Annotated in this window: 17 protein-coding genes; 9 read left to right on the top strand and 8 right to left on the bottom strand. The window is 66.8% G+C overall.

Features of this window, described 5'->3' with window-relative positions:
* The first annotated feature begins 91 nt into the window (after positions 1-91).
* A complete protein-coding gene (locus tag ABD743_RS20310) occupies positions 92-1,693 on the top strand; it encodes an APC family permease (RefSeq protein ID WP_344723703.1) in 1,602 nt (533 codons plus the stop codon).
* A gap of 35 nt (positions 1,694-1,728) precedes the next feature.
* Here the strand turns inward: ABD743_RS20310 and ABD743_RS20305 are convergent, their stop codons facing one another.
* From ABD743_RS20305 to ABD743_RS20295, 3 genes are all read right to left on the bottom strand, one after another.
* Positions 1,729-2,805 carry a class I SAM-dependent methyltransferase gene (locus ABD743_RS20305; protein ID WP_344723702.1) on the bottom strand — a complete coding sequence of 359 codons (1,077 nt, stop codon included), beginning with the start codon at positions 2,803-2,805 and terminating at the stop codon, positions 1,729-1,731.
* Between the two features lie 118 nt (positions 2,806-2,923).
* Positions 2,924-4,108: a serine hydrolase domain-containing protein gene (locus tag ABD743_RS20300; protein ID WP_344723701.1), complete on the bottom strand. Its 1,185-nt coding sequence runs from the start codon at positions 4,106-4,108 to the stop codon at positions 2,924-2,926.
* A gap of 167 nt (positions 4,109-4,275) precedes the next feature.
* Positions 4,276-4,689, bottom strand: a complete 414-nt coding sequence (locus ABD743_RS20295) for a MarR family winged helix-turn-helix transcriptional regulator (protein ID WP_344723700.1) — start codon at positions 4,687-4,689, stop codon at positions 4,276-4,278.
* A gap of 339 nt (positions 4,690-5,028) precedes the next feature.
* Here ABD743_RS20295 and ABD743_RS20290 point away from each other — a divergent pair, with 339 nt between their 5' ends.
* Together ABD743_RS20290 and ABD743_RS20285 are read left to right on the top strand one after the other, a co-directional pair.
* Complete coding sequence (locus tag ABD743_RS20290; RefSeq protein WP_344723699.1) at positions 5,029-5,322, top strand: hypothetical protein; 294 nt, start codon at positions 5,029-5,031, stop codon at positions 5,320-5,322.
* Positions 5,323-5,370: 48 nt separating this feature from the next.
* Positions 5,371-6,915: an amidase gene (locus ABD743_RS20285; RefSeq protein WP_344723698.1), complete on the top strand. Its 1,545-nt coding sequence runs from the start codon at positions 5,371-5,373 to the stop codon at positions 6,913-6,915.
* Positions 6,916-7,165: 250 nt separating this feature from the next.
* Here the strand turns inward: ABD743_RS20285 and ABD743_RS20280 are convergent, their stop codons facing one another.
* Positions 7,166-7,936, bottom strand: a complete 771-nt coding sequence (locus ABD743_RS20280) for a carboxymuconolactone decarboxylase family protein (protein WP_344723697.1) — start codon at positions 7,934-7,936, stop codon at positions 7,166-7,168.
* A 99-nt stretch (positions 7,937-8,035) separates the two neighbouring features.
* Between ABD743_RS20280 and ABD743_RS20275 the strand changes: the two genes are divergently transcribed.
* Together ABD743_RS20275 and ABD743_RS20270 are read left to right on the top strand one after the other, a co-directional pair.
* Positions 8,036-8,608, top strand: coding sequence for a TetR/AcrR family transcriptional regulator (locus ABD743_RS20275; RefSeq protein ID WP_344723696.1), 573 nt, complete (start codon positions 8,036-8,038; stop codon positions 8,606-8,608).
* Between the two features lie 804 nt (positions 8,609-9,412).
* Positions 9,413-9,940, top strand: a complete 528-nt coding sequence (locus ABD743_RS20270; protein WP_344723695.1) for a peroxiredoxin family protein — start codon at positions 9,413-9,415, stop codon at positions 9,938-9,940.
* A 204-nt stretch (positions 9,941-10,144) separates the two neighbouring features.
* Here the strand turns inward: ABD743_RS20270 and ABD743_RS20265 are convergent, their stop codons facing one another.
* Positions 10,145-11,116, bottom strand: coding sequence for a helix-turn-helix domain-containing protein (locus ABD743_RS20265; RefSeq protein WP_344723694.1), 972 nt, complete (start codon positions 11,114-11,116; stop codon positions 10,145-10,147).
* Between the two features lie 834 nt (positions 11,117-11,950).
* On the opposite strand from ABD743_RS20265, the gene fdh reads away from it, so the two are divergent.
* Positions 11,951-15,157 carry a formate dehydrogenase gene (fdh, locus tag ABD743_RS20260; RefSeq protein ID WP_344723693.1) on the top strand — a complete coding sequence of 1,069 codons (3,207 nt, stop codon included), beginning with the start codon at positions 11,951-11,953 and terminating at the stop codon, positions 15,155-15,157.
* 900 nt (positions 15,158-16,057) lie between these two features.
* Positions 16,058-16,933: an alpha/beta hydrolase gene (locus ABD743_RS20255; RefSeq protein ID WP_344723692.1), complete on the top strand. Its 876-nt coding sequence runs from the start codon at positions 16,058-16,060 to the stop codon at positions 16,931-16,933.
* A gap of 57 nt (positions 16,934-16,990) precedes the next feature.
* Here the strand turns inward: ABD743_RS20255 and ABD743_RS20250 are convergent, their stop codons facing one another.
* Positions 16,991-21,196 (bottom strand): Pls/PosA family non-ribosomal peptide synthetase, encoded by a 4,206-nt coding sequence (locus tag ABD743_RS20250; protein ID WP_344723691.1) that lies wholly within the window; start codon positions 21,194-21,196, stop codon positions 16,991-16,993.
* 392 nt (positions 21,197-21,588) lie between these two features.
* On the opposite strand from ABD743_RS20250, the gene ABD743_RS20245 reads away from it, so the two are divergent.
* Both ABD743_RS20245 and ABD743_RS20240 read left to right on the top strand, forming a co-directional pair.
* Positions 21,589-23,817 carry an Hsp70 family protein gene (locus ABD743_RS20245; RefSeq protein WP_344723690.1) on the top strand — a complete coding sequence of 743 codons (2,229 nt, stop codon included), beginning with the start codon at positions 21,589-21,591 and terminating at the stop codon, positions 23,815-23,817.
* 60 nt (positions 23,818-23,877) lie between these two features.
* Complete coding sequence (locus ABD743_RS20240) at positions 23,878-24,960, top strand: hypothetical protein (protein ID WP_344723689.1); 1,083 nt, start codon at positions 23,878-23,880, stop codon at positions 24,958-24,960.
* Between the two features lie 114 nt (positions 24,961-25,074).
* Here the strand turns inward: ABD743_RS20240 and ABD743_RS20235 are convergent, their stop codons facing one another.
* Together ABD743_RS20235 and ABD743_RS44525 are read right to left on the bottom strand one after the other, a co-directional pair.
* The gene (locus ABD743_RS20235) at positions 25,075-25,281 is read right to left on the bottom strand and encodes a hypothetical protein (protein ID WP_344723688.1); all 207 of its coding nucleotides are present in this window, start codon (positions 25,279-25,281) and stop codon (positions 25,075-25,077) included.
* A gap of 14 nt (positions 25,282-25,295) precedes the next feature.
* Positions 25,296-25,529 (bottom strand): nuclear transport factor 2 family protein, encoded by a 234-nt coding sequence (locus ABD743_RS44525; protein WP_379659334.1) that lies wholly within the window; start codon positions 25,527-25,529, stop codon positions 25,296-25,298.
* Between the last annotated feature and the right edge of the window lie 305 nt (positions 25,530-25,834).

Raw genomic sequence — 25,834 nt, 5'->3', positions numbered from 1 at the left:
CAACCGCGCTCAGCAGCACATTGCCGGACCAATCATATGATTTGTGGCGGCCCCGTCTGCACGATCGGTTAGCTGCACCCAAGCTGAGATCATGACGGTGGCCCTGGAACCCACACTGAACGAAGACGCAAAGTTCCGTAGAACGCTTGGCTTCTGGTCGTTGTTGGCCACCGGGCTAGGCAGTGTGATCGGTTCCGGGTGGTTGTTCTCGGCGATGTACGCCGCACAGTCCGCCGGGCCGGCCTCGTTGATCGCATGGGTGATCGGCAGGGTGTTGATGTTGACCGTCGCGCTGGTGTTCGCTGAGCTGGCCATCGCCCATCCGGAGTCCGGGGGGTTGGTTCGCTACCCGCTGTACTCCAATGGCCGGTTCGCCGCCGGCATCGTCGGCTGGAGCATGTGGGTGTGTTACCTGGGCAACCCGCCCACCGAGGCGGCCGGAGCGCTGCAATACGCCAGTTCCTATCTGCCCGGCATCTACCAGGGCGACCAGCTGACCGGGCTGGGAATTCTGCTGGCCATCGTGCTGATGGCCGTCTTCGTCGGCATCAACTACTTCGGCGTGCACCTGTTCGCCAAGACGAACAACGTGGTCACCGCGGTCAAGGTGCTGATTCCCACCGTGACCGTGGTGCTGTTGATCGCCTCCGGATTCGACAGCGGCAACATCAGCCAGCACGGTGGGTTCGCCCCCTACGGCTACGGGGCAGCGCTGGGCACCATCGCCTCTGCCGGCATGGTGTTCGCCTACACCGGGTTCCGCAACATCGTCGAGCTCTCCGGTGAGGTTCGCCATCCGCGCAAGCACATTCCGGCGGCGCTGGTCACCACGTTGCTGGTCACCATCGTGCTCTACCTCGGGCTCCAGGTGGCGTTCCTCGGTGCGGTGCCGAGCAGCATGCTCGCCGGCGGCTGGCACGGGGTGGACTTCGACTCACCGTTCGCACAGTTGGCCATGCTGCTGGGGCTGAGCTGGCTGTACTGGACCCTCATCGCCGACTCGATGATCTCGCCGTCGGGAGCGGCCATCGCCTGGACCGCGTCCAATGCGCGAAACGCCTACGGGCTGGCCAAGAACCGGTTCTTCCCCGCGTGGCTGCGCACCGTGAACGGCCGATGGGGTGTGCCGACCCGAGGATTGATCACGAACTTCCTGGTAGGCATCTTGTTCCTGTTGCCGCTGCCGAGCTGGCACGAGATCGTGTCGGTGACCGCAAGCCTCGTGGCGTTCACCTTCTCTGTCGGCTCGATCAGCCTGCTCGCCTTCCGCAAGACCGGTGTGACCGGGCCGGCGAACCGGCTCCCGGGCATGGCGGTGATCGCGCCGCTGGCCTTTGTCATCAGCGCCCTGGTGATCTACTGGGTCGGCTGGCCGGACCTGACCAAGACCATCCCGATCGTGGTGGCCGGGCTGATCTGGTTCGCGGTGACCTGGGTGCGGCAGAACCAGGGTGTCAGCGAGCTGTCCGGCGGCGTGTGGTTGATCGTCCACTTGGCGTTCCTGTACCTGATGTCCGCGCTGGGCAGCTTCGAGGGGTCGGGGCTGATCCCGGCGCCGTGGGACTCGTTGATCGTCGCGGTGGTGTCGCTGGGCGTCTACTTCTGGGGTGTCGCGAGCGGAACGGCCTATCTGCGGGACCACCGCCCCGAGGCCCTGCGCCGCCCCGACCAGCCGATCGAGGCGGCGAGCTGACCAGTGCGCGTCCCCGCACCGCGGCGGCAGGTGGGTCAGGGCCGCAGCTCGTAGACGAGGTTGAACGGCGTCGAGAGGGCGATCCGCGCGGTGCTGAATCCGGCTTCGTGCGCGAGCTGCAGTGTTCTGGTCGGGCCGGCCTGGTTGCCCAGGCCGGTGGCCGGCGCTGCGGACAGGCCGCTGGGCAGGCAGACGAACACCGATGCGGCGGCCATCATCCGTCCGAGCGGATGGAGCCCATCGGTGATGTCATCCGAGCTCTTGGGCTCGACCAGCATCACGTATCCGTCACTGAACATCGCGGCACGGGCTGCGTGCAGCGCGCCCAGGGGGTCCGGCATGTCGTGGAGGCAGTCCAGGAAGGCGACGAAGTCGTAGGGCCCGCTCAGCTCGGCGGCGCTGGCCTGCTGGAAGTCGATGCGGTCGGAGACTCCCGCGTCGGCCGCGCGTGAGCGGGCCAGCTCGATCGAGCGGGGGTGGGAGTCGATGCCGGTCCACTCGGTGGCGGGATAGGCCTGCGCCAGGATGATCGTGGAGGCGCCGAGGCCGCATCCGACGTCCGCGGCACGCACTCCGTCGATCAACCGCTGGTGCAGGCCGTTCAGCGCCGGGATCCACGAGCGGACCAGGTGGGCCTTGTACGCCGGCCGGAAGAACCGCTCATTGCCGATGTAGGTGTCGTCGTCGTGCTCGTGCCAGCCGATCCCGTCGCCCGTGCGGAACGCCTCGACGAGTCTGTCGAATGTCCGCGGCGCCGACGAAAAGGTCTGGAAGGCGCCCACCATGTAGTAGGGGCTCTCGGTGTCGGTGAAGAAAGCCGCCTGCTCGGGCGTAAGGTAATACATGGCGGTGGACGCGGACGTCCGTTCGGGGTCGTTCTGGTAGGTGATGTATCTGGAGGCAGCCATGACCAGGAGCCATTCCCGCACATAGCGCTCGGCCAGCCCGGTGCGCTCGGCGAGTTCTGAGGCTGTGGCCGGCCCGCCGCCGGCGAGCGCGTCGAACAGACCGAGCCGGTCACCCAGCAGTGCCAAGGGGATGGCCATCGCACCGCCGGCGTCGGCGATGATGCGCTCCTGCAGCAGCCCGGCTACGGTTTCGTCGATCTGCATCCCTTCAGCATTGCCCTGAGTCATACGGTCATTTCTGGTCATTCCACCTCCTGGCGAACAAGCCAATTCCTGAAATCTCATGAGCGTCGGCCGAGTATTCCTCGTTGCGCTCGGCGGATCACAGGCCGGCGTAGAGAGCCTTCTCGAACTCGACGTTGACGGCCAGCATTTCCGGGGCGGCGAAAGGCAGGAACTGGCTGTAGATCGCGCCGGTGATGCCGGCGGCGCGGTCGATCCAGTAGTAGGTGTTCATCAACCCGGCCCACGCGCCACAGCCGGCCCGGCGCATCCCGGGGGCGTCAGTGGTGTTCAGCATCAGCCCGTAGCCCCACTTCAGGCCGGGACCGACGGTGAAGTCGCAGCTCAACCGGGGGTCCGCCGTGGGGATCGACGCCGGAATCTCGAGATCACCGATCTGGTTGGAGAATGCCGCCTCCACAGTGGCGGGCTTCAGGATCGGCGTGCCTTCGAACGTGCCGTCGCCCAGCAACACCCGCTGGAGCTTCAGGAAGTCACGCGGCGTCGAGTGCAGCCCGTACCCTCCGCCCCAGAATTCCGGAGAAGCGGAGAACGGGTCGTCGATCTCCACCCATTCACCGCTCTCCCCCCTGGCGTGGAGCGCCGACAGGTTCATCCGCTGCGCATCCGTCGGGGTGAACGTGGTGTCGTGCATCCCGAGAGGGCCGGTGATCCCCCGATCGAACGCCACGTCGAGCGTCACCCCGGACACCGCCTCGATGACCCGGCCGAGCCAGTCGGTGCTGATCCCGTACTCGAACCTCGTGCCTGGGTCGGTCGCCAGTGGCGCGGTGAAGATGATCTCCTTGCCGGAGACGACGCTCGGGGTGCCGGTCAGCTTCTCCCAGCGGTCGATGTCGGCGTTGAAGAACGAGTAGACCAACCCGCTCGTGTGCGTGACCAGCTGCCGCACCGTAACCCGGCTCGCCGGCCGACGCAGCCGAGGGATGTCGCCGTCGAAGCCGTCCAATACCTGGACCTCGGCGAACTCCGGCCGATAGGTGTCGACGGGCGCATCCAGATCGAGTATCCCCCGCTCCACCAGCTGCAACGCGGCGACCGTCGTCACGATCTTCGTCATCGACTGCATCCGGTAGCCGGTGTCGGCCGACACCGGCTCCTGAGCACCTGGAACCCGGGAGCCGACCGCTCCCTCGTAGATCACACCGCTCCGGTCGGCCGCGATCGCGACCAGACTGGGCACCGTCCCGGCCTCGACAGGCTTGCGGAGCAGGGCGTCGATCGCCTCGGGATCGATGTTCGAGGCATCAGAAATGGGACTCAACCGGAGATCCTCCCCGTGCCGATGTGGTTCCTCCGCTTGCAGAGGGCCGGGATGTGCGCCTTTCCGAGCCCAACCGGGTCACCCCAGTTGACCGCACCGGACCTTCTCGATGGGGGGCGTTTTCTCGCCTGCGGAGAGGCATTTCCTCCTGAGGGGAGGCAGACCAGTTACTGCCTGATGCTTGTGGTCGCTGGCGAGGCCGACTCTCCCGAGCTTGCCGCCGGACGCCCGTCGCAGGTCATCTCGTCGTCAGCGTCAATTCCAACCAACCGCTTCAGGAGGCGCTTCAGCTGCGTCTGCTCGCTCGGGGTCAGGCGGGCGAGTATGAGGTCTTCGGCGGCACGTGCGTCGGCCATGGTTCCCCGGACCACAGTCAACCCCTTCTCGGTGATCGTGATCAGTTTGCGGCGACGGTTATCCGGGTCGACGACCGTGGCGACGAGTTTGTCCCGCTCCAGACGTTTGATCAGGTAGCTCCCGGTTGAACTGTCCAAGCTCAGGCGCTGACCGATCATCGATTGGTCGAAGTCTTCGTCATAGGTCATCAGGACGTCAAGAATCGCGAACTGTGGAGCGGTCATGGTCGTGGAGACCGTGGCCGTCCAACAGGCCGTCACATGTTGAAAGGCCCTTCGCAGGAGGTGTATCGGCGACGCGGTCGGCACCCAGCCGCCCGTGACTTGAGACACGAAATCCATCCTCCCAGGCCGTTGACCCTAGCCAATACAGAAGCCTAGCGTCGATAGTACGAGCTCGTACAGTTAACAATTCCAACCGTACAGGACAGGACGGCACCAATGCCCGTCTACACCTGTGCTACTGCCGAGAACGCGTTTCCTTCCTGACAAGACGGTCGCTGACGACGCCCCACGGGCGACGGAAGGCATGGCGGCACAGAAGAGGGAAGAGGAAACGAAACCGTGAATCGGTCGAGCCATTTCTCCGTGACCGCCGAGACCAGGCGACCTGGTCACCCGGAGATGCTCACCGAGCTCCCGGAGCTGATCGACCAGATGGAAGCCGCACCCGACCTACGCGTGGCGGTGTTCGCGCCTGGGCTACTACCTGGGGCGGCAGCCGGAACGAGACCCACGGTGAAGCTCGTCAACTGGACCAGCGGCGATCGGACAGGTCTCGGCATCGTCACGAAGGCGGCCAGGCCGACGGACACGCCATCAGCGCCGAGGACTTCATCCCGGCCTTACCAGCACTGACGACGTGCTGCGAGCCGGGCGCGAGGGCCGACTGTGAGGAGATCCTGGATGTCCCTTCAACCGCCCGACGTATCGGCCATCATCTCTGTGGCCGAGAGCTACGGCCTCGGGCTCTCCGAGGCCGACGTGGCGTCCTTCGCTCCGCTGGTGCAGGGTGTGCTCCGGTCCTGGGACGCGGTCGAGGAGTTGCACAACCAGATGCAGCCGGCTGTTCCGCAGCGGGCCTGGACCCGCCCGGAGCCCGCGGACAACCCGCTCGGCGCGTGGTACGTCACCTGCACCGTGACCGGAAGCAACCAGGGCCCGCTCGCCGGACGCACCGTGGCGATCAAGGACAACACAGCCGTGGCCGGTGTACCGATGATGGTCGGCTCCGCCATCATGGAGGGCTTCGTCCCCCGTCGCGACGCCACGATCGTCTCCCGGCTGCTCGACGCGGGCGCCACGATCACCGGTAAGGCCGTGTGCGAGGACCTCTGCACCTCCGGCGGCTCGCACACGTCGCGCACCGGGCCGGTGCGCAACCCGTGGGACCCCACCCGCTCCTCCGGCGGAACCTCCAGCGGCAGCGCCGCTCTGGTCGCAGCCGGTGCCGTCGACTTCGCCACCGGCGGTGACCAGGCCGGATCCATCCGCATCCCGGCATCCTTCAGCGGAATCGTCGGCCACAAGCCCACCTACGGCCTGGTGCCTTACACCGGCGCGCTCCCCGTCGACCACACGGTCGACCACCTCGGGCCGATGACGCGCACCGTGGCCGACGCCGCCCTGCTGCTCGGTGTCATGGCCGGTCGGGACGGCCACGACCCGCGTCAACCTGCCGACCTCGCCGTCGAGGACTACGTGGGCGCGCTGGCCCGCCCGGCCGACGGGCTGCGCATCGGTGTGGTCAGCGAGGGCTTCGGCCACTCCGACTCCGCCCCTGCCGTCGACGACGCCGTCCGCGCCGCCGTCGAGATCCTGCGCGACGCGGGGCTCACCGCCGAGGACGTTTCCATCCCCTGGCACCTGCTCGGCAAGAAGCTCTGGACCGTCATCCTCGTCGAGGGCAGCACCGCGCAGATGGTGGACGGCAACGGTCACGGCCTGGGCCAGCACGGCCGCTACGACCCTGAGCTCATGAACTTCTACGGCACCAAGTGGCGCGAGGACGGCAGCCGGTTCTCCGAGACCGTCAAGCTCGTGCTGCTCGCCGGCCGCTACACACTCAACCGCCACCACGCCGAGTACTACGCCATGGCCCGCAACCTGGTGCCCCGCCTGCGGGCGGCCTACGACGAGGCGCTCGACCGCTACGACGTGCTGGTCATGCCGACCACTCCGATGCAGGCATCGATCATCCCGGCCGCCGACGCCCCGCGCGAGGAGGTGATCGCCCGCGCCTTCGAGCCGGTGACCAACACCTGTCCGCTGGACGTCTCGGGCCACCCTGCGTGCAGCGTGCCCGCCGGACTGGTGAACGGTCTGCCGACCGGGATGATGATCATCGGCAAGCACTTCGACGACGCCACCGTGCTGCGGGTGGCCCACACGTTCGAACAAGCCGTCGGGGGTTTCCCGGCCCCGCCCTCGGCGACGGTCGTAAACGTCTGAACGACACCTGCCGACAACCCGCCTGCACACAAGAGGGTCAGCACGGAAAGGGCCGGCCGGCCGTGTCCATGAACCGGCCGGCACCTCCACCGTGCGTGCCAAGGCGAGCGACCCCGGCGCCCCCTCCACGCCGGGCTCCACGCCCTCTCTGTGCCAGGTGACGATTCCCATGCCGGGCCTGCTCGCCGACGTCCACGCTCCGGTGTTGGCGCGCGGACGGTCTCCCCCACGAGCACGGCCCGGCGGTCGGCTAAGCCGCGGCAGACAGCCCTTGGCTGATACGCCGGACCGCGGGCGCGGACACGGTTTGCACGAGGTCGGCCCCGAAGTGCCGAATGTGCACGAACCCCCCGCTGAACGCGATCTCCACGTTCCGCGCCGTGCCGGTGTCAACGCCGTCGGCGTCGGCCACCCGGTAGCCGTCGACGAGTTCTACCTCGTCGGCGTACTGCCAGGCTCGAGACATGTCGCTGCGCTTCTCGAGATCGACCGCGGGGAAGTCCAGCTCCGGCTGGGCGAGGTGGTTGGCGTAGTTGGAGAACACGTTGAGCGCGATGTGGCCGACGATCTCCATGAGCTCCGCGTCCGTGACACCGGCCTTGCGAGCGCGCTCGATCACGGTGTCGTCGACCCGACCACCGGTGCGGAGCACGGCGCGTGCGATGTGGAGCACCGCTTCGGTGTGCGGATCGCTGTCACGCGCTTGCCGGGTGTCCAGGAGCTCCTGGGCGGACATCTTGAACAGGCGTGTGCCGCGGAATGTGTGGGCTGCGACGCAGTAACCACAGCCGTTCACCTCGGCGATCAGCAACGCCAGCTTCTCTCGGGTTCGCGCATCGAGCGCTCCGTTGCCGAGGGCTTCGCGGAGAACCAGATAGCCGCGGAGAGCAGCCGGCCCGTTGGCGATCGCCGCGTACAGGTTGGGCACCTTGCCCAGCTGGGCGGCCGTCTGTTCGAGCAGCTCGCGCTGGTCAGCGTCGAGGTCGGGCTGGTCGGTGGTGAGCTGCGGGACGCGGGACATGGCTTCTCCAGTTGGTACTAGTCGGTTCCGTTTGACACTCAGGACGGTACCAATCGGTACCGTCCTGTCAAGAAGGAACCGACTGGTACCATCTTTGGCGTGGCAACCCAGGCACGACGGCGTCTACTGGAGACGGCAGAGCAGCTGTTCTACGCAGAAGGCACTCGCGCGGTCGGCGTGGAACGCATCCTGGAGGAGTCAGGTGTCGGACGCGCGTCCTTCTACCGGCACTTCAAGAGCAAGGACGACCTGATCGTCGCTGTGCTGCGCCGGCGTGACACCGCGTGGCGCGAGTGGTTGGCCACGCGCGTCGACGCGTTGGCGAGCACTGCTGACGCCAAGCCGCTGGCCGTTTTCGACGCCCTCGAGGAGCGGTTCGGGCGGCAGGACTTCCGGGGCTGTGCGTTCATCAACACCGTCGTCGAGACCGCCGACCCCGAGAGCACCGCCCATGCCGTTGCCAACGAACACAAACGCGCCGTCATCGACTATCTGACGCAATTACTGCAGGCCGCCGGCCATCCAGCGCCCGAGCCCACCGCCCACGCGTTGCACATGCTCATGGACGGGGCGGTTGTCACCGCACTCCGTGAACGCACGCCCGACGCAGCCCGACGCGCCAAACAGTCCGCCGCCATTCTTCTCGCCGCTACGCCACCAGTTGGCGTTTAACGCGTGCCCTGCAGGTCGGTGCGCAGCCAGAGCATGATGGCGGGCGATCTCGGCGCGGCAGGAGGCGGAACTGCTTGAGTCGGCAGTGCTCGTCCACATTGCACCGGCGTAGACGGCCTGGTCGGTGGACGACGACCGGGGCAGCCCTTAGCGCAACGACGCTGAATCTGGTCGCCGCGTTCAGGTCGGGTTGTACGACCGGCGCGTTCGCGCGATAAGTCCGGATCGATGTGCCGGTCGTGCTGGTGCCGTAACCGGTGGGGCCTTCAGCGGGGAGGTGCGGGGGCCGGCATCGGGTGAACGAGCGGCGCTCTCGTCTGATAGGTCTGCGCGAGCGGGCCGCTCGCCCACCCGTCGGCCCGGCGCGCGATCTCATGATCACCAGTTCGGTACCCGTAACCGCTGATGACGCGGCTCCGGGTCCCGATTCGCTGATCTTGAGCCTGCCACCGGACGGTTGCGGCGACGGGCCCAAGGCCAGGGCATCCGGGGTGAACGACCGGCGCGTTCGCACCCGCCTCGCCCGGCCCGCGGGCGGACGGCTACCGGCCTCAGTGATGCGGGCCGGGTGATCGGGCCGGCCCACGAGTACCGAGCCTGCGCGCTCTCGGCCATCGAGGATGTCCGCGGCGAACGACGAGATCCAGCAGGCGGCCACCGAGCTCACCAGGGGAGGCCGTCGGTGTCGAGCACGGCCGGAGACGAAGAACTTCAGCTGATCAGCCGGTCCGGATCGACTGCGAAACGGGGTAAAGTTCGCACTCCGCGTGATCATGCGGATCCATCGCGTAGCCGGAGACGCCCGTGGCCGTGTACCCAACCGGACCGTACGGTTTCAACGTCGGCAATACGATCAGCGACTTCACCTTCCTGGGTTACCAAGACGGCGGTCGCCAGTTCACCGACATCGACCTCAGCGACTACTACGACCCGAGCGGCACCAAGGGCATCAAGGCGCTCTTCCTCAGCCTTGGCAGGTCAAGCTGTGGGGCATGCGTGGCCCAGGCCGGAAGCATGAACACGTGGGACACGCAGTACCGCAGCAAGGGCCTGCGCCAGCTCGAGGCGCTGCACACCGACATCAAACCGGTGGACCCCACACCCGGCACCCCCAAGGACTTCACGGCCCGGCAGAGCACCGCACTGGACTGGATTGCGAAGTACGCCTCCAGGTACGACGTGGTGATCGACCCGACGTACCAACTCAACAAGGGTGTGAAGCCGATCTCCGACCCGCGCGGATGGCTCATCGACACCAAGACGATGAAGATCGTCAAGACGTACAACGGCGCGCCCGGGTTCTTGCAAGGGTTGGACGCGTTGCTCAAGTAGGCGGTCGGCACTGGCAACGCGCGGCACCTCGGCGGCCACGTCTCATCACCCTCGCTCCCTTCACCTCGCACCACGAGCGACACCATTCCGAAGAAGAAACCGTTGCAACAGCTTGCACCCGGCCCGCGTGAAGTTCTTCTGAGGTCCAACCGGATCACCCCAGTCTGCCGCACCGGGCCGTCTCGGGGAGCGGGCGTTTTCTCGTCAGCGGGGGAGGCAATTCCTCCCCGTTGGAGGAGCAGATCCAGAGTGGCGATGTTCACGGCGCCAGCGGGCTGGTGTCATCCCGTACTGCCGTCGGAACGCCCGTTCGAACGTACCGAGGTCGAGGAGCCCGACAGCAGTCGCGATGCTCGATACCGAGAGACGGTCATACCTCGGGTCGGTCAGCATCGTCTGGGCGGCGAGTAGACGCTGCTCGCGAAGGTACGCACCGGGCGTGGTCCCGATCCGTTCGAACAGGTTGTACACCCGGCGAACCGACACGTAATGCCGCCGCGCCAGCTCCTCTACCCGCAGCTCCGGGTCGGTCAGGTGTTTGCGGACGTGCGTCAGCATCATCTCCAGCAGCACCCCCGCGGGGCCGTCGCCGCCCGGTACCGAGGGGACGACGTCCCGCAGCGCCATGGCGAGCAGGTTGATCCCGGCACGCCCGGCGTCCAGCCGTTGCGGCGCGGTGAGGTCGTCGGCGATCTCGAAAAACCGACCGAGGTAGGCGGAAAGCGTCTGCATGGCCGGGGATGCGGAGTTCATGCTGCGTGCACAGCCCTCGGTGATCTCGGCAGCACGCAGCGGCAGCAGCTCGCGGGAAAAGGACAAGATCAACCGCTCGGTCTCGGTCTGCGAGACCCATGTGGCGGGACTACACGCCTCGGTCAAAAACCCCGTACCGGGCGCCAATTCGGCGAAACGGTCGCACTGGGTCATGTGGCCCCGGCCGGCCTCCTGTACCGCGAAGAGCATCCGGCTGGCGTCCGACGCTCTCGCTGCCATCCGGTTGGTGCGGGTCGTCGACCTCGGCCCTCCCCAGTGCACCCGCGAGAGTGTCAAGCCCGTGTCCAGTTCCTGCAACGCCACCCGCACGCGAAAGTCAAGACCCCTCCGGACGACCGCCGGCATGAAGAACTCACTGGAGATTTCGTCGAACTCCTCACCGGAGAACTCACGGATCTGCACGGGCGCGAGGCTAACTCGCAGCGTTGCGACCCGCAAATATTGAGTTGCGCCTCAAAATGGAGGAATCGACGATTTGTTCACTTCGTTCCTCCGGTCGGCGAAATCTCGTCAAAGCGACTGCGGCTTCGACGGAATGCGCTCAATGTGGCCGGATGTGGTGACCGTCGGAACATGCCGCCGTGGCCGCGTTCGCCCCGGTCGAGATCCGCGGATCCGCTTTCGGGCTTCTCGCGACCGTCCAAGCCATCGGGAAGGTCGCAGTTGGCTCGATCGCCGGACTTCTGTACACGGTGGCCTCCCCCACCGTGGCGTTCGTCTACCTCGCAGCCTTGATTCTGCTGGCTCTCGCGATCCTCGGATGGGTTGAGGCACGGGATCGGCTACTCGGGTCCAGCGGTCCTGGTCTGGCGAGCACCATCGATTATGTGCGCCTGCGGCCAGGACAAGAGGGGCCAGGACTACCCGAACGGGCGATGTCCACGGCGCGCAAGCTGGGGACCGTAGACCGGCCACGGCGTGGAGGATGAGGGCCCCCAGTTCTCGGCGCCGCCAGTCGTTGCAGTGGGGTCCTCCAATTGCGGGAAACGACATTACTTCTCCGTTGCGAGCACCCGAAAGGCGCGGCAGAGCCCTCGGGTCGGCCCGCCCGCGTCGGTCAACAACGGAAAAGTCAGCATGCGCGACAAACAATCTCGTGTCGCGGTCCACGAGCGTAACCACGGGGTTCGCGGGCAAGTCTGCCGTTCGGTCGACGGTGGTTTCTCAGGGGAAGTCGCCGACCGGGTGAGCGGCACGATCGCTGCGGGGGCGCTGGACGACTGAGGAGGGCCATTCGTGGGAGTGAGGCAGTGGATCGGGCGTTGGCCGGTGATACGGCAGGTCACGGGAGCGGACTGGACCGCCCGGGGTGAGGCTGTCCGGTCGGCGCGCAACGAGCACCTCGCACCGCGGACTGCGGAGGCCGACCGCGTCGTCCAGTCCATCTGCCCCTACTGCGCGGTCGGCTGCGGACAGCTCGTGTTCGTGAAGGACGAGAAGATCACGCAGATCGAGGGTGATCCGGACTCGCCGATCTCGCTGGGGAAGCTCTGCCCGAAGGGCGCGGCCAGCAGGCAACTCGTACTACTTCCCGACCGCGTCACTACGGTTCGATACCGGCGTCCCGGCGGGACGGAGTGGGAGGACCTCGACCTCGACACGGCGATGCAGATGATCGCCGACCGCGTGCTCGACACGCGGCGCCGGACGTGGCAGGACACCGACGAGCACGGCCAGCCGCTGCGCCGCACGATGGGCATCGCCCACCTCGGCGGGGCCACGCTGGACAACGAGGAGAACTACCTCATCAAGAAGCTCTACACGGCTCTCGGCGCGATACAGGTCGAGAACCAGGCCCGCCTTTGACACTCCTCCACCGTCCCCGGTCTGGGGGCCTCGTTCGGTCGCGGCGGCGCCACGACTTTTCAGCAGGACCTCGCAAAGAGCGACTGCATCGTGATCCAGGGGTCGAACTTCGCCGAGTGCCATCCCGTCGGCTTCCAGTTCGTCATGAACGCAAAGATGCGCGGCGCGAAGATCATTCACATCGATCCCCGCTTCACGCGCACGAGCGCGCTGGCAGACCTGCACGTCCCGATCCGGGCGGGCTCGGACATCGCGCTGCTCGGCGGGCTGATCAACCACGTGCTCACCGAGGGCAAAGAGTTCCGCGAATACGTCGTCGCCTACACCAACGCCGCGGCGATCATCAACGACGCCTACCGCGACACCGAGGATCTCGACGGACTCTTCAGCGGCTGGGATCCGGAAAGGTCCTGCTATGACGTCGACACCTGGGCGTACGAGAGCGCCGACCCGACCGCCGTCGATCCGAGCGGATCGGTCCAGCAAGGCGGTCACCAGCACAAGTTGACCGCGGGCGGTGACAAGTACGGAAGTGGCGGCCCGTCGGTCGCCACGAAGCCGCCGCGGGACGAGACACTGCAGCACCCGCGCTGCGTCTTCCAGATCCTCAAGCGGCACTACGCCCGCTACACCCCCGAGTTCGTGGAAGAGGTCTGCGGCATCCCGCAACACACGTTCCTCGAGGTCGCCAGGGCGATCACCGAGAACAGCGGGCGCGACCGCACGACGAACTGGTCCTATGCGGTGGGCTGGACGCAGCACAGCGTCGGCGTGCAGTACATCCGGGCCGCGGCGATCCTGCAGGCGCTGCTGGGCAACATCGGCCGCCCGGGCGGCGGGATCATGGCGCTGCGCGGGCACGCGAGCATCCAGGGCTCCACCGACATCCCCACGCTGTTCAACATCCTTCCCGGCTACCTGCCGATGCCGGCCGGCCCGCTCGGGACGTCACTGGCGAACTACATCGCCCCGGACGTCGGCGTTGCCGGGTTCTGGGGCGACATGCCCAACTACATCGTGAGCCTGCTCAAGGCGTGGTTCGGCGACGCCGCCACCGTGGAGAACGACTACGGCTTCGACTGGCTGCCGCGCCTGACCGGGGACCACAACAACTACCGCACCGTCCTCGACATGGCCGACGGGAAGGTGGCCGGCTACATCGTGGCCGGAGAGAACCCGGCTGTCGGCAGCGCAAACGCCCGGATGCAGCGGCTGGGCCTGGCGAAAGCGGAGTGGCTGGTCGTTCGCGACTTCGCCTGCATCGAGACCGCGACGTTCTGGAAGAACTCGCCCGAGATCGAGACCGGGGAACTGCGCACCGAAGACATCGACACGGAGGTTTTCCTCCTGCCCGCGGCCAACCATGTGGAGAAGGAAGGCACATTCACCAACACCCAACGACTGCTGCAGTGGCGGCACAAGGCCGTCGAGCCACCCGGCGACGCCCGCAGCGACCTGTGGTTCTTCTACCACCTCGGCCGAATCATCAAGCAGAAGGTGGCCGGGTCGGACGATCCCCGGGACGCCCCGATCAAGGCGCTCACCTGGAACTACCCCGTGCACGGGCCTACTGCCGAGCCCAGCGCCGCAGCCGTGCTGCAGGAGATCAACGGCCACGGGCCCGACGGGCAGCTGCTCACCACCTCCTCCCAGCTCCGCGGCGACGGCTCCACCCAATGCGGCTGCTGGATCTACTGCGGCGTCTACGCCGACGGGGTCAACCAGGCCGCACGGCGCAAACCCGCCCGCGAGCAGGACTGGGTGGCCGCGGAGTGGGGCTGGGCATGGCCCGCGAACCGGCGCCAGCTCTACAACCGCGCCTCCGCCGACCCCGCCGGCAGGCCGTGGAGCGAGCGCAAAGCGCTGATCTGGTGGGACGGCGAGAAATGGACGGGCCACGACGTACCGGACTTCCCGGCCAGGACCGCGCCGGACTACATCCCGCCACCGGGCGCGACGGCCGCAGCCGCGTTGGCCGGCGACGACCCGTTCATCATGCAGACCGACGGGAAGGCGTGGCTGTTCGCGCCTGCCGGGCTGGTCGACGGACCGATGCCCACGCACTACGAACCAGCAGAGACCCCGCACACCAACCTGTTGCACCCGGAACAGCCGCGCAACCCGGCGGCCATGCTGTACGACCAGCCAGGCAACCGGCACCACCCGGTCGGCTCCGAGGTCTTCCCGTACGTGCTCACCACCTACCGTCTCACCGAGCACCACACCGCAGGTGGAATGAGCAGGCACCTGCCCTACCTCGCCGAGCTGCAGCCCGAGGCGTTCTGCGAGGTCTCCCCCGAACTTGCCCGCGAGCGAGGCCTGACCCACCTCGGCTGGGCCACCGTCATCACCGCCCGCAACGCGATCGAGCTGAGGGTGCTCGTGACCGATCGGATGACACCGCTGCGCATCGAGGGGCGCGAGACCCACCAGGTCGGCGTGCCCTGGCACTTCGGTCACAACGGGCTCGCCACCGGCGACAGCGCCAACGACCTCCTCTCGATCACACTCGACCCCAACGTCCACATCCAGGAGTCCAAGGTGCTCACCTGCGACATCCGACCAGGACGACGCCCGCACGGCCCGGAACTGCGCACGCTCGTCGAGGACTACCAGCGGCGAGCGGGCCTGGCGTGACACTCCTGGAAGAGCGGCCGGCGCACACTCGCTTCGTTCGTCCGCGTTGTCCACCGCGTCGACCATGTCGACGCCGGCGCGTTCCAGAATCCGGACGATGCCCTCGCGGACAAGGGCGTGTCCTCGCCGACGACAACCCGCAGAGCGGCCACCACCTCAACGTACGGAGGCCGGTAGGTGCCGTCTGTTGGGTTCGCCCTAGCCCTGCCCTCAGGTGTGCATCGCGACAATCCTGGTGTCTACGCAATGGCCGCGAACGGTTGCTGTCGGCACACTCGCCTGTACGGACGAATCTTGGGTGATCGAGAATCGGCGCCGACGTCAGCACGGTCCGAGCAAGGCGAGCCAGAAAATTTTGACGTCCCCGGGAATGTGCGAACACCCGTCTACGTTGGCGGAAAGCAAGGCTCGATCGAACGTGTGCTCTCTCGCTTCCGCACCCCGGAACTGAAGGAGTACGGGGTCAACGAGGGATCTCGGGACGCAGCTCTACCGCGGGCGGTTTGAGCCAGAGCTCGCTGTGGCTGGAGGCCGGCCGTGCGATGTGGTCGAACTCGAGATCTACGAGCACTGGCCGGAGCCGATCCAGCTAGTTGCGAACGAAAAGGAGCGACCGTGCAATCACATCCGCACGATGACCCGCACGCGCCGATCGAGAAGACGCAGGGGGACCTGGACTACTAGGACGTACTCCAGATGGCGCCTCCAGATGTGTCCCGGCGACGCGCTCACCCGCCTCGCCCGAACCGCTTTCGCTGACGCCCGCGCCACCAGCATGCGTGAAAGCTCTCCGGATCACATACGCCAGCTCGTGCGCCGTGAGAGCTGGCCTCGGGCAGAGCAATTCGGAACCACATTCATCCCTTCGGGCAATATGTTCGCTTATTTGGAGATCCACCCATGCACACTTCGTCCGGAAAGCTGCACTCTGCGCTCCTGACCGGCGCGCTCTCGGCCGTTCTCGCGCTCGGCGTAGCCACCGTCACGGGTACGACGGCGCAGGCCGCAACTCCGGCCGATCCCGGATCGGTCGCACACGCCGCGCCGGCCCAGGCCGCACCCAAGCCGACCATCGTGCTGGTGCACGGTGCGTGGGCCGACGCCTCCAGCTGGAACGCCGAGGTCGACGCCCTGCAGCGCGACGGGTACGTCGTGCGGGCCATCGACAACCCCCTGCGTGGCCTGACCAGCGATGCCGAGGAGGTCAAGGACTTCCTGTCGACCATCAAGGGCCCGATCGTGCTCGTCGGCCACTCCTACGGCGGCGCGGTCATCACCAACGCCGCCGCGGGGAACCCCAACGTGAAAGTCCTTGTCTACGTCGACGCAGCCGCACCCGACGTGGGTGAGACAAACGGACAGCTCAGCGGCAAGACCTCAGCCCTGAGCGGAAACCCCGCCACACTGTTCGACAGCACGCCCTACGTCGGCGCCCCGGCCGGGGCTGTGCAGTACTACCTCAAGGAGAACATCTTCCTGCACAACTTCGCCCCCGACCTGCCCACGCGCACCGCGCAACAGCTGTGGGCAACGCAGCGCCCCGCCGCCGCGGCCGCGTTCAACACCCCCTCGACCGCCGCGGCGTGGAAGACGATCCCGTCCTGGTACGTGATCGGGACGAAGGACCAGATCATCACGCCGCAGTCGCAACTCGCCATGGCCCACCGGGCGCACTCCCACATCGTGGAGGTGCCCGGCGGCTCGCACCTGACGCTCATCTCGCACCCGGTCGAGGTCACCAACCAGATCCTCGCCGCCGCCCGAACCGTCCACTGACCACACGCCGCGACCACGATCACGCCCGCTCGGGTGGTACCTCCAAGCTCGGGCTTGCTAGCGGCCTTTGCTCGTGGCGGCAATCGGCGCGGCGGTGTTCGCCTTGGCCGAGGCCGGTAGCAGCACGCGTGACTGGGCGGCGGGAGTGGTCGGCGGTGCGACGGGTACCGGTGTGCGGGCCTCCGCAGCCGGGTTGCCGCGCCAGCGGGAGCCGGCCTCTATTTCTTCGCCCTTGAGTACGAACGCGTCCGCCCCGAGCACCGCGCCCTCGCCCATCTGCACGCCGTAATGCACGAACGCCTTGACGCCGATGGTTGCGCCCGCGCCGATCGCGGTGTAGTCGGATTTGAAGAAGCCGTCTTCCAGAGAGTGACACTGGATCACGCTCCCGGCGTTCAGGACGGCGTCATCCCCGATGGTGACCAGTGACTTCTCCGGCATCGCACAGCCATCGTCGAACACCCGCCGTCCCATCCGGACGCCCGCCAGACGCCAGATCATCCCCTGGAAGGGAGTCCCTACGAAGATCGGACGGATGTAGACCTTCCAGAGCCGCTCATGAGTCCAGAAGTAATGGTCGTAGATCGAGCAGAACCGGGGCCGAAGCCGACGGAAGCCGAGCGCCGCGCGTTCCAACAGCGCCGAGTACACCGTGTTCACGACCGCGACCGCGACCACGACCAGCGCACCGTCAACCCCGAACCCGTTGTCGGCGTTGAGCAGAGCCAGCCCGACCGCCCCGAATACCAGCGCCAACCCGAAGCCCAAGGCGCGCAGCAGCACCACGGTGGCGATGGTGCCGGCGTTGTGCCGGTTCTTCGCGGCCAGCCGCCTGGCCACCTGTGCCGGGTCTGCCAGGAACGCGTACTCGGCGTCCGTCGAGGATTCGGAGGGCACGGAACGTGGGATCTCGAACGGCGGCGAGCCGAGCAGCCCGGTGTTCTCCCGCACCGGGCCGTCCACCGGCACCATCACCTTGGTGGCCAGCAGGACGTTGTTGCCCACCTTCGCGTCGGCCGGGAACGCGATGTCGTTGCCGAAAAAGTTGTTCTCCGCAATACGCACCGAGCGCATCCGAAACGAGGTGTTCGAGTACTCCGCATTCATCAACGACAGCCCGTCGGAGATGATCGTCCCACTACCCACCCGGCTGAGGAACGGCGAGTCCTGGACCAGTTGGGTGCCGAAGTTGGAGCCCGTCTGCACCACCCGGTCCAGGTCGTAGCCCAGGTCACGGAGGTACCCGATGATGAACGAGCTGTCGCCGAGCATCAACATCGCGAACCGGGAGTTGGTCAGCCTCGTGATCAGCTGCTGGACCATGTAATGCGCTCCGTAGAGCGGATAGTCGCGGTCCGGCGTGATCAGCCGGTTGAGCAGCGGTGGCACGCTGAACATGACCATCAGCCCGACAGCCAGCGCGACCAGGAACAGTACGACGCCGACCGCCAGCGTGATCAGGTAGAAGCTCGGGCTCTGCAGCAGCGTGCTGCCGCTCGTCTGGATCGCGGCCAGCACCGGCACCCTGGTCAGCAGCGCGACCAGCGCCGTGAGCAGCGCCGGGGCCAGCAGTACCACGCCGAGCAGCTGCACGAGGACGTATCCGGCCTTACGCGCCGAGCTAGCCGGCAGCGGCTCGACGGTGCGGTAGTTCGTCATGCAGGGTTCCGCCGGTGACCCGTGCCAGCTCGCTCCGGCCGGCACCGACTGGCCGGGGAGCAGTGCGGAGGAATGCCCCAGCTGCGCGCCGTCACCCAGCGCGGTGTCGATGTCCAGCACGGTCTTCTCACCGACGAACACGTCTCGGCCCAGGGTCACCGGGCCCAGCCGCAGGACGCCGGCCTCGGCGTGGTAGCCGGAGAACATGCAGTCCTTCTCGATCACCGTGCCGTCCCCGATGGTGATCAGATCGGTGACCACCGGCACCGAACGGGAAAGGATCAGCACGTTCTTGCCGATCTTGACACCGAGCAGCCGGAGGTAGAACTGGTATATCGGGCCGGGCAACAGTACGGCGGGGTTGACCTGGATGAGTGTCTTGACCAGCCAGAACCGTAGATACCCGAGGCTCCACAGCGGAATCTCGGTGGCTTTCCACCGGTCCACCAGTAGGTTCTTGACGAGAATCGGGAGTGCGGCGAACCCGACGAACGAGGCCGCTGAGAAGGCGATCGCGCGGCCGAAGCCGACCAACAGGTCCGGTGCACCCGACACCCATTCGTAGCCGAGCTCCGGCACCCAGCCGACCAGCAGCGCCATAGCCAGGTAGCAGACCAGCTGGGCCAGTCCGGTCAGCGCGAAGCGCACGTTGCTCCCGGTGACCACTGGTGCCGGTGGGACCGCCGGCCCCCGCTCGTCAGCGCCGGAGTTACCCATCCCTGGCTGGCCGGCCCCGAGCAGCGTGGCCAGATCGCGGAGGGTGCGCGCCTCGTACATCTCCTTGATGGTGATCCGGGGCAGTCCGTGCTTCTTACGAAGCGCGGTGGAGAACTGGGTCAGTGCGAGCGAGCTGGCGCCGATCTCGTCGAACAGGTCGGCGTCCACCGAGATGGTGTCTTGGCCGAGCACCGAGGCCAGCGTCTCGGTGAGCAGCCGCTCGGTCTCGTTGCCGGCCACCACCACTTCGCGCGCGGGCATCCGGCTGGCCCGCTGGCCGGGCGGCGGCAGCGCCTTTCGGTCGGCCTTGTCGCTGGTGGTCATCGGGATCTCGTCGATCTGCTCGAGGTAGGCCGGCACCATGTATTTGGGCAGCCGCTCGCGCAGCAGCGCGAAGATCTCGTTCTGGTCGATCGATGAGGTGTCGGCGCGCAGCTTGTAGTAGCCGACCAGCTCCACGTTGCCCGGCGTCGGCTCGTAGGTGTTGACCACCGAAGCGGCCACGCCGGGCACTTCGAGCAGTACCGACTCGATCTCGGTGAGCTCGATGCGGTAACCGCGGATCTTGACCTGCAGGTCGATGCGGCCCAGGTACTCGATCTCACCGTCGGCGTTGACCCGACCGAGGTCACCGGTGCGGTAGATCCGCTTGGACGGGTTGGCGGGAATGTCGAGAAAGTCGTTGATGAACGCCTTCTCGGTCTTTTCCGGATTGTTCAGGTAGCCCAGTGCGAGGCCGATGCCGGCGATGCCGATCTCACCGGTCTCGCCGTGCGGCAGCGCGTGGTACGGGTTGTCCACGTCGAGGATCACGGTGACGTAGGTGGGCAGCGGGACGCCGATGGTCACCGGCTTCCCCGGGTGCAGTTCCGTCCAGGTCGCAGTCACGGTCGCCTCGGTGGGGCCGTACACATTGAGGAACCGCCGTTGCGGTGTCCACCATCGGTTGATCAGGTCCTGTGGGCATGCCTCCCCGGAGACGAGCAGGAAGCGCAGCAGCGGCAGCTCGTCCTCGATGGTGGCCAGCAGGGTGGGCACCACGCACATCGCGGTGACCCGGTTGCGGGTGAGGAAGTCGTGCAGGTCGGCGCCGAGCAGGCTCACTCCTGCCGGTTTCGGCACCAGCGTGGCGCCGGACGCCCAGGACACCCAGATTTCCTCGACGGAGAAGTCGAACGCGATGGTCAGGCCCTGATACATCCGGTCGCTCGGACGCACTCCGTAGACCTCGCCGGCCACACGCACGAAGTTGCAGATGCTGGGATGGTCGATCGCCACGCCCTTGGGGCGGCCGGTGGACCCGGAGGTGTAGATGATGTAGGCGAGGTCAGCGGTGGTGGCGCCGCGCTCGACGTCCAGCAGCCGGCGGGAGTCCTGCTCGGCCAGCAGCTGCGCGATCTGGTCGACGTACACCACCGGAGCGCCCAGCTTCAGCAGGTCCGGGACGCGCTCGGCCACCCCGGACAGCGACAGCACCAGGCTGACGTGCGCGTCGGAGACGATGTATGCCATCCGGTCGCCGGGGAAGCCTACGTCCAGCGGCACGTACGCGGCGTTCACCTTGAGCACCGCCAGCATGGCGATATACGAGTTCACCGGTTGGTCGAACAGCAGCGCGACCCGGTCCCCGGGGCTCACCCCGCGGGCGCGCAGGTAGCGGGCGAGCTGGTTGGCCTGGCGGTCCAGCTCGTCATAGGTCAGTTGGACGTCTCCGGTGTCCACCGCGAGCCGGTCCGCGCCGCCATAGCTGCTCATGTAGTCACAGCGTTCCTCGAACAGCAGGTCCAGACGTTCACCCCGGCTATTGCGCCAGCCGTGGGGAGCGTCCTTGGCGACCAGGACGAGCTGGTCGATGGATGGCGTTTCGGTGCGCCCGGTGTCGGTCACGATCCATCTCCACGGAGGTCACAACTCTATATCGGTACGTCAACGTCAGGGATGTTTATGACGTATGCGTGGGAAGCGGTTGATCAGGGTAGCCGAGAAGTCTCCCGAGTGGGAATTGGGGTTGCTCTATGACATCTCCTGATGCATGCCTGCACGTTTTGTCTGCCTTGTCCGAGATGGATGTAAGCATTGCTTTGTTACTCACCGTGCGTGTTGCGCTACCCGGAATCGATGTGCCAGCCGGTGATCTTGCGCTTATGCATGCTGCTAAGCTGCGCGACAACTTCTTACGCCTTTTGTCCCGGTCAAGACGGGGAGACTGTGCGTGCGGCGGTTGATTGTGCAGGTGGAGGTCGGCGAGCGATCTCTTGCGGGTTCAGGGGACGGATGGCGTGACGTACGATCTCGGTGTCGACCTGGGGACCACATTCGTGGCCGCGGCGGTAGCACGGCCGAACCAAGCGGAGATGTTCACCCTGGGCGACCGGTCAGTGGTGACACCGTCCGTCGTTTACCGGGCTGACGACGGGGAACTGATTTCCGGAGATGCCGCGAACAGGCGCGCGGTCAGCAACCCGGAGCGGGTCGTGCGGGAATTCAAGCGGCGGCTCGGTGACCCGACACCGGTGATGTTAGCCGGCACCGAATACACGGTCAGCGACCTGATCGGTGCGGTTCTGGGTGACGTGCTCCGCAAGGTGACCGAGACCGAGGGTGAGCCGCCGAGCCGCGTGGTGCTGACCCACCCTGCGAACTGGGGCCCATTTCGCCGAGGTCTACTCGAAGAGGTACCCGGGATGGTCGGGCTGACCGACGTCGGGTTGATCACTGAGCCGGAGGGCGCGGCCGCCCACTACGCGTCATCCCGGCGGCTCACCGACGGTGAGTTGGTGGCCGTGTACGACCTCGGCGGCGGGACGTTCGACGCGACCGTGCTGCGCAGCGGCCCGGCCGGGGTGGAGATCCTGGGCATGCCAGAGGGGATCGAGCGGCTCGGCGGCATCGACTTCGACGAGGCGATCCTCTCCCACGTCAACGTGGTCGGGGGCGGGGCGCTGGACGCGCTGGACCGGCGGGACCCCCAGGCGGCCGTGGCGCTGGACCGGCTGCGGCAGGACTGCGTGCTGGCCAAGGAGTCGCTGTCCCGGGACACCGAGACCGTCATCCCGGTATTCCTGCCCGGCCGGCAGTTCGAGGTGCGGCTGACCCGGTCCGAGTTCGAGGACATGATCAAGGTCCCGATCGAGTCGAGCATCACGGCGCTGACCAGGGCCCTGGCATCGGCTCAGGTCACGCCGGCAGATCTGAGCGGAGTGTTGCTCGTCGGCGGGTCGTCGCGGATCCCGCTGGTGGCGCGGATGGTGTCCGAGGCGCTGGGCCGGCCGACCGTGGTGGACACGCACCCGAAGTACGCGGTGGCGCTGGGCGCGGCCGTCGTGGCCAGGGCCCAGAGGGGTGAGCAGGCGCTCACCCAGCGCAGGACCGACACTGCCGCGGAGGGCGGTAAGGATGCCGACTCGCCGGCACGGGGCAAAACCGACGGGTCGACCCGGTCCAGGCGCTGGCCCGTCCCCGTGGCCGCGGTGGTGGTGCTGGCAGCAATTGTCGGCGTGGTGTTGGCCGTCCCGCACATCGTGGACTCCGGGCCGGGTTCCGGTGATCAGACGGCCGCTGCGCTGGCCCCGATCTCGAACACTCCGCCGCTGGCCAGCGCGCCGATCCCGACGGCAGGCAGCCCGCTCCCAGCCGGTGCCACCCCGGGGTTCGCCGCCGTCTCCCCCAATGGCCGACTGCTCTACGTGGCCAACGGGGACGCCAAAGAGCTCAACGTGCTGGACACCACGACCAACACGAAGCTGGCCACAGTGCCGATTCCGGCCGGCCCACCCCAGTTTCTGACCTTCTCCCCGGATGGCGGCCGGCTCTACGTCAGCATCTTCGACGTCTCCGGCGCGGGCTCTGAGATCGCTGTGCTGGACACCAGCACGAACCAGGTGCTCGGGCAGGTTCCGGTGGCTGGTCAGCCATACCGGCCGGCAGTCACCGCGGACGGCCGGGGACTGATCGTGCCGGTGCACAACCCGGAGAGTGTGTGGACGATCGATACCGTTTCGTTGAAGGTGACGGGACAGACCCCGGTCCCGCCGGACCCGAGCTGGGTAGAGCTGTCTCCCGACGGACGTAAGGCGTACGTCGTCAATCGCGGCGCCAACCTGATCACCGTGCTGGACCCTGCCTCCGGCAAGATCACCGGCCAGGTCCCGGTCGGGGCCGCCCCGAATGCCGTCGCGGTGAACCCCCGGCAGCCGCTACTGGCTGTCGTCAACTTCAACGGCAACTCGGTCACCCTGCTGGACGCCGGCACGGACACGGTGACCACCACAATTCCGGTTGGTCAACATCCACAGGCGGTCGCCTGGGCGGCGGACGGCCAATTTCTTTATGTGGTGAACGACGGAGACAACACCGTCTCTACCATCGATCCCAGAACCGGCAAGATCACCGCGACGGTGCCCACCGCGCAGACGCCGACCAGTATCAGCGTGCTGCCCGACGGAACGCGGGCGTATGTGACAAATCTGACGAGCGGCACATTGACGTCACTTAATCTGACTGGCTGATCCGGAAAAAATCCGCTCGGAGCCCATCGCCATGAATTCGATTTCGAAAGGCACCCTGAGGTGAGTCTGAAACGCGGGGTCACAATTGTCATCCTGCTCGTCGTGGTCGCCGGTGTCTTCTTCTTCGTCCGGAACGGGTCGGACGTGGTCGACACCCCGGCGCAGGCGCAAGCGGCTGGGGCCACCTCGGCTGTCCAATTGCAGCTGATCAACGGAACCGCGCAGCAGAACAATGCGCCGACTGATACCGGCGACTTTTACACCGGGTCGCGCACCGATCCGCCGGCGAGGGCGTGGATACAGCTCACCGCGGCCACAGCGGGCCCGCTCAACCCGGCGGTGGTCAATGCTACTGGGCGGACCGTCTACCGGTTCGACAAGGACACCGCAAACCCGCCGAAGTCGAACTGCGACGGCGACTGCGCAAAGAAGTGGCCCCCGTTGCTGGTCGAGGGCAGCTCCAAAGTGTTCGTCGAAGGAGTGGACAATACGTTGATCGGCTCGGTGAAGCGCACCGACGGCACCGAGCAGGCGACGCTGAACGGCTGGCCGATGTACCTTTTCAGTGGCGATTCCAAAGCCGGTGATCTGAACGGCCAGGGCGTCGACGGCACCTGGTTCGCCATCGCGCCTGACGGCTCCAAGGCCGCTCTCTCGCAGACCGGTACCGACCAGCAGGTGGGGCTGACCTACGCGACCGGCACCGCGCAACAGAACAACGCCGCGGCTGACACCGGAGACTTCTACCGGGGCCCGAGCAACAGTCCGGCCGCAATGAAATGGGTGCAGCTCACCGCAGGTTCGGCCGGTGGACTGAACCCGATCGTGCACAACGCGGTGGGCCGTACCATGTACCGGTTCGACAAGGACACGGCAAAGCCGCCGAAGTCGAACTGCGTGGGAGCCTGCGCGCAGACTTGGGAGCCGGTGCTGGTTGCGCAGGGCGGCCGGATCTTCGTCGACGGCGTGGCCACCGCCCGGGTCGGCATCCTCAATCGAGACGATGGCACTCGCCAGGTCACCCTGGGCGGCTGGCCGATGTACTACTACAGCGGTGACCACAACCCGGGCGACGCGAACGGCGAGGGCGTCGATGGCACCTGGTACGCCATCTCCCCAACTGGTGAAAAAATCCAGCGGTAGCTCGATGTGGTGCTGACCATTGACCGGGCGCCGCCTGTCGACGTCAGCGAGAACGTACATCGACTTGGCCGGGGTGCACTGCACTACGGGCACAATGCCCCAGACATGTCGTGTTCACTGATTGGCCATGTCGGCGGCAGTGGGATAGTCCAGGAATGGCGGCACGCCTTGCCGCTGCCGCCCGGGCGCGTCGTTGCGGGTCTGTCGCGGTCGCGCCTGCAGGGCCGGGTGCGGATCAGCGGGTCGGCTGCCGCCCGCCCGCGCCCCGTGCGACCCGAGCTGGTCGACTTGGTCGAGGTAGAAGGCCCGTCCGGACGGCATGCTCCCGCGCACCATCACGAACGCGGCGCTCGCCTGGCGCCAGGTCCTGGAACCCAGGTACCGCCGGGGGTCGTCAGCGAGCCGGAGTGGGTGCCCTGGAACGTCGACGCCTGGGCGATCGTGTCGCCCTCGGCCACCACCGGCTGGGTCGTCACGCGCTGTCGGGGGAAGGCGTCGTGCCACCGGTTCCAGAAGTCGCGTGAGGCCCTGCATGCTCTTTCCGGTGAAGCCGGGTTCCACCAATTCAGTCAATCGCCTCCAAGACACCCGAACGGGATGATTTGTAACGTGGGCGGAAATTGGGCACGGGCATGTATCCGGGCAACGTCCAGGCTCCTCTCTACTTTTGGGCCCGGCTCTCCGTGCCTGCGACCATCACAGCGCGGGGGTACCTGACCAGTCACGTGGAAAGCGAACGAACCGATTACGTCCTTGGAGGTGGTCTGACCCTGCACTGCGGGACGAGAAAGCTTCAGGGCATTCTGCAGAGGGAGAAGATGAACTGATGAAATTCGCGAGTCGGGTGGCCACGACGAGCGTTTTGGTCTCATAG

Origin of the sequence: Pseudonocardia yunnanensis (genome assembly GCF_039534065.1) — a bacterium.
GTDB classification, from domain to species: Bacteria; Actinomycetota; Actinomycetes; order Mycobacteriales; family Pseudonocardiaceae; genus Pseudonocardia; species Pseudonocardia yunnanensis.
This window is presented reverse-complemented; position numbering and strand designations above follow the sequence as displayed.

What these genes read in the sequence shown, in the direction of transcription:
- ABD743_RS20255 (WP_344723692.1), top strand. Translation starts at nt 16,058, where the DNA reads ATGCACACTTCGTCCGGAAAGCTGCACTCTGCGCTCCTGACCGGCGCG.
- ABD743_RS20235 (WP_344723688.1), bottom strand. Translation starts at nt 25,281, where the DNA reads ATGCCGTCCGGACGGGCCTTCTACCTCGACCAAGTCGACCAGCTCGGG.
- ABD743_RS20285 (WP_344723698.1), top strand. Translation starts at nt 5,371, where the DNA reads ATGTCCCTTCAACCGCCCGACGTATCGGCCATCATCTCTGTGGCCGAG.
- ABD743_RS20305 (WP_344723702.1), bottom strand. Translation starts at nt 2,805, where the DNA reads ATGCAGATCGACGAAACCGTAGCCGGGCTGCTGCAGGAGCGCATCATC.
- ABD743_RS20280 (WP_344723697.1), bottom strand. Translation starts at nt 7,936, where the DNA reads ATGTCCCGCGTCCCGCAGCTCACCACCGACCAGCCCGACCTCGACGCT.
- ABD743_RS20295 (WP_344723700.1), bottom strand. Translation starts at nt 4,689, where the DNA reads ATGACCGCTCCACAGTTCGCGATTCTTGACGTCCTGATGACCTATGAC.
- ABD743_RS20310 (WP_344723703.1), top strand. Translation starts at nt 92, where the DNA reads ATGACGGTGGCCCTGGAACCCACACTGAACGAAGACGCAAAGTTCCGT.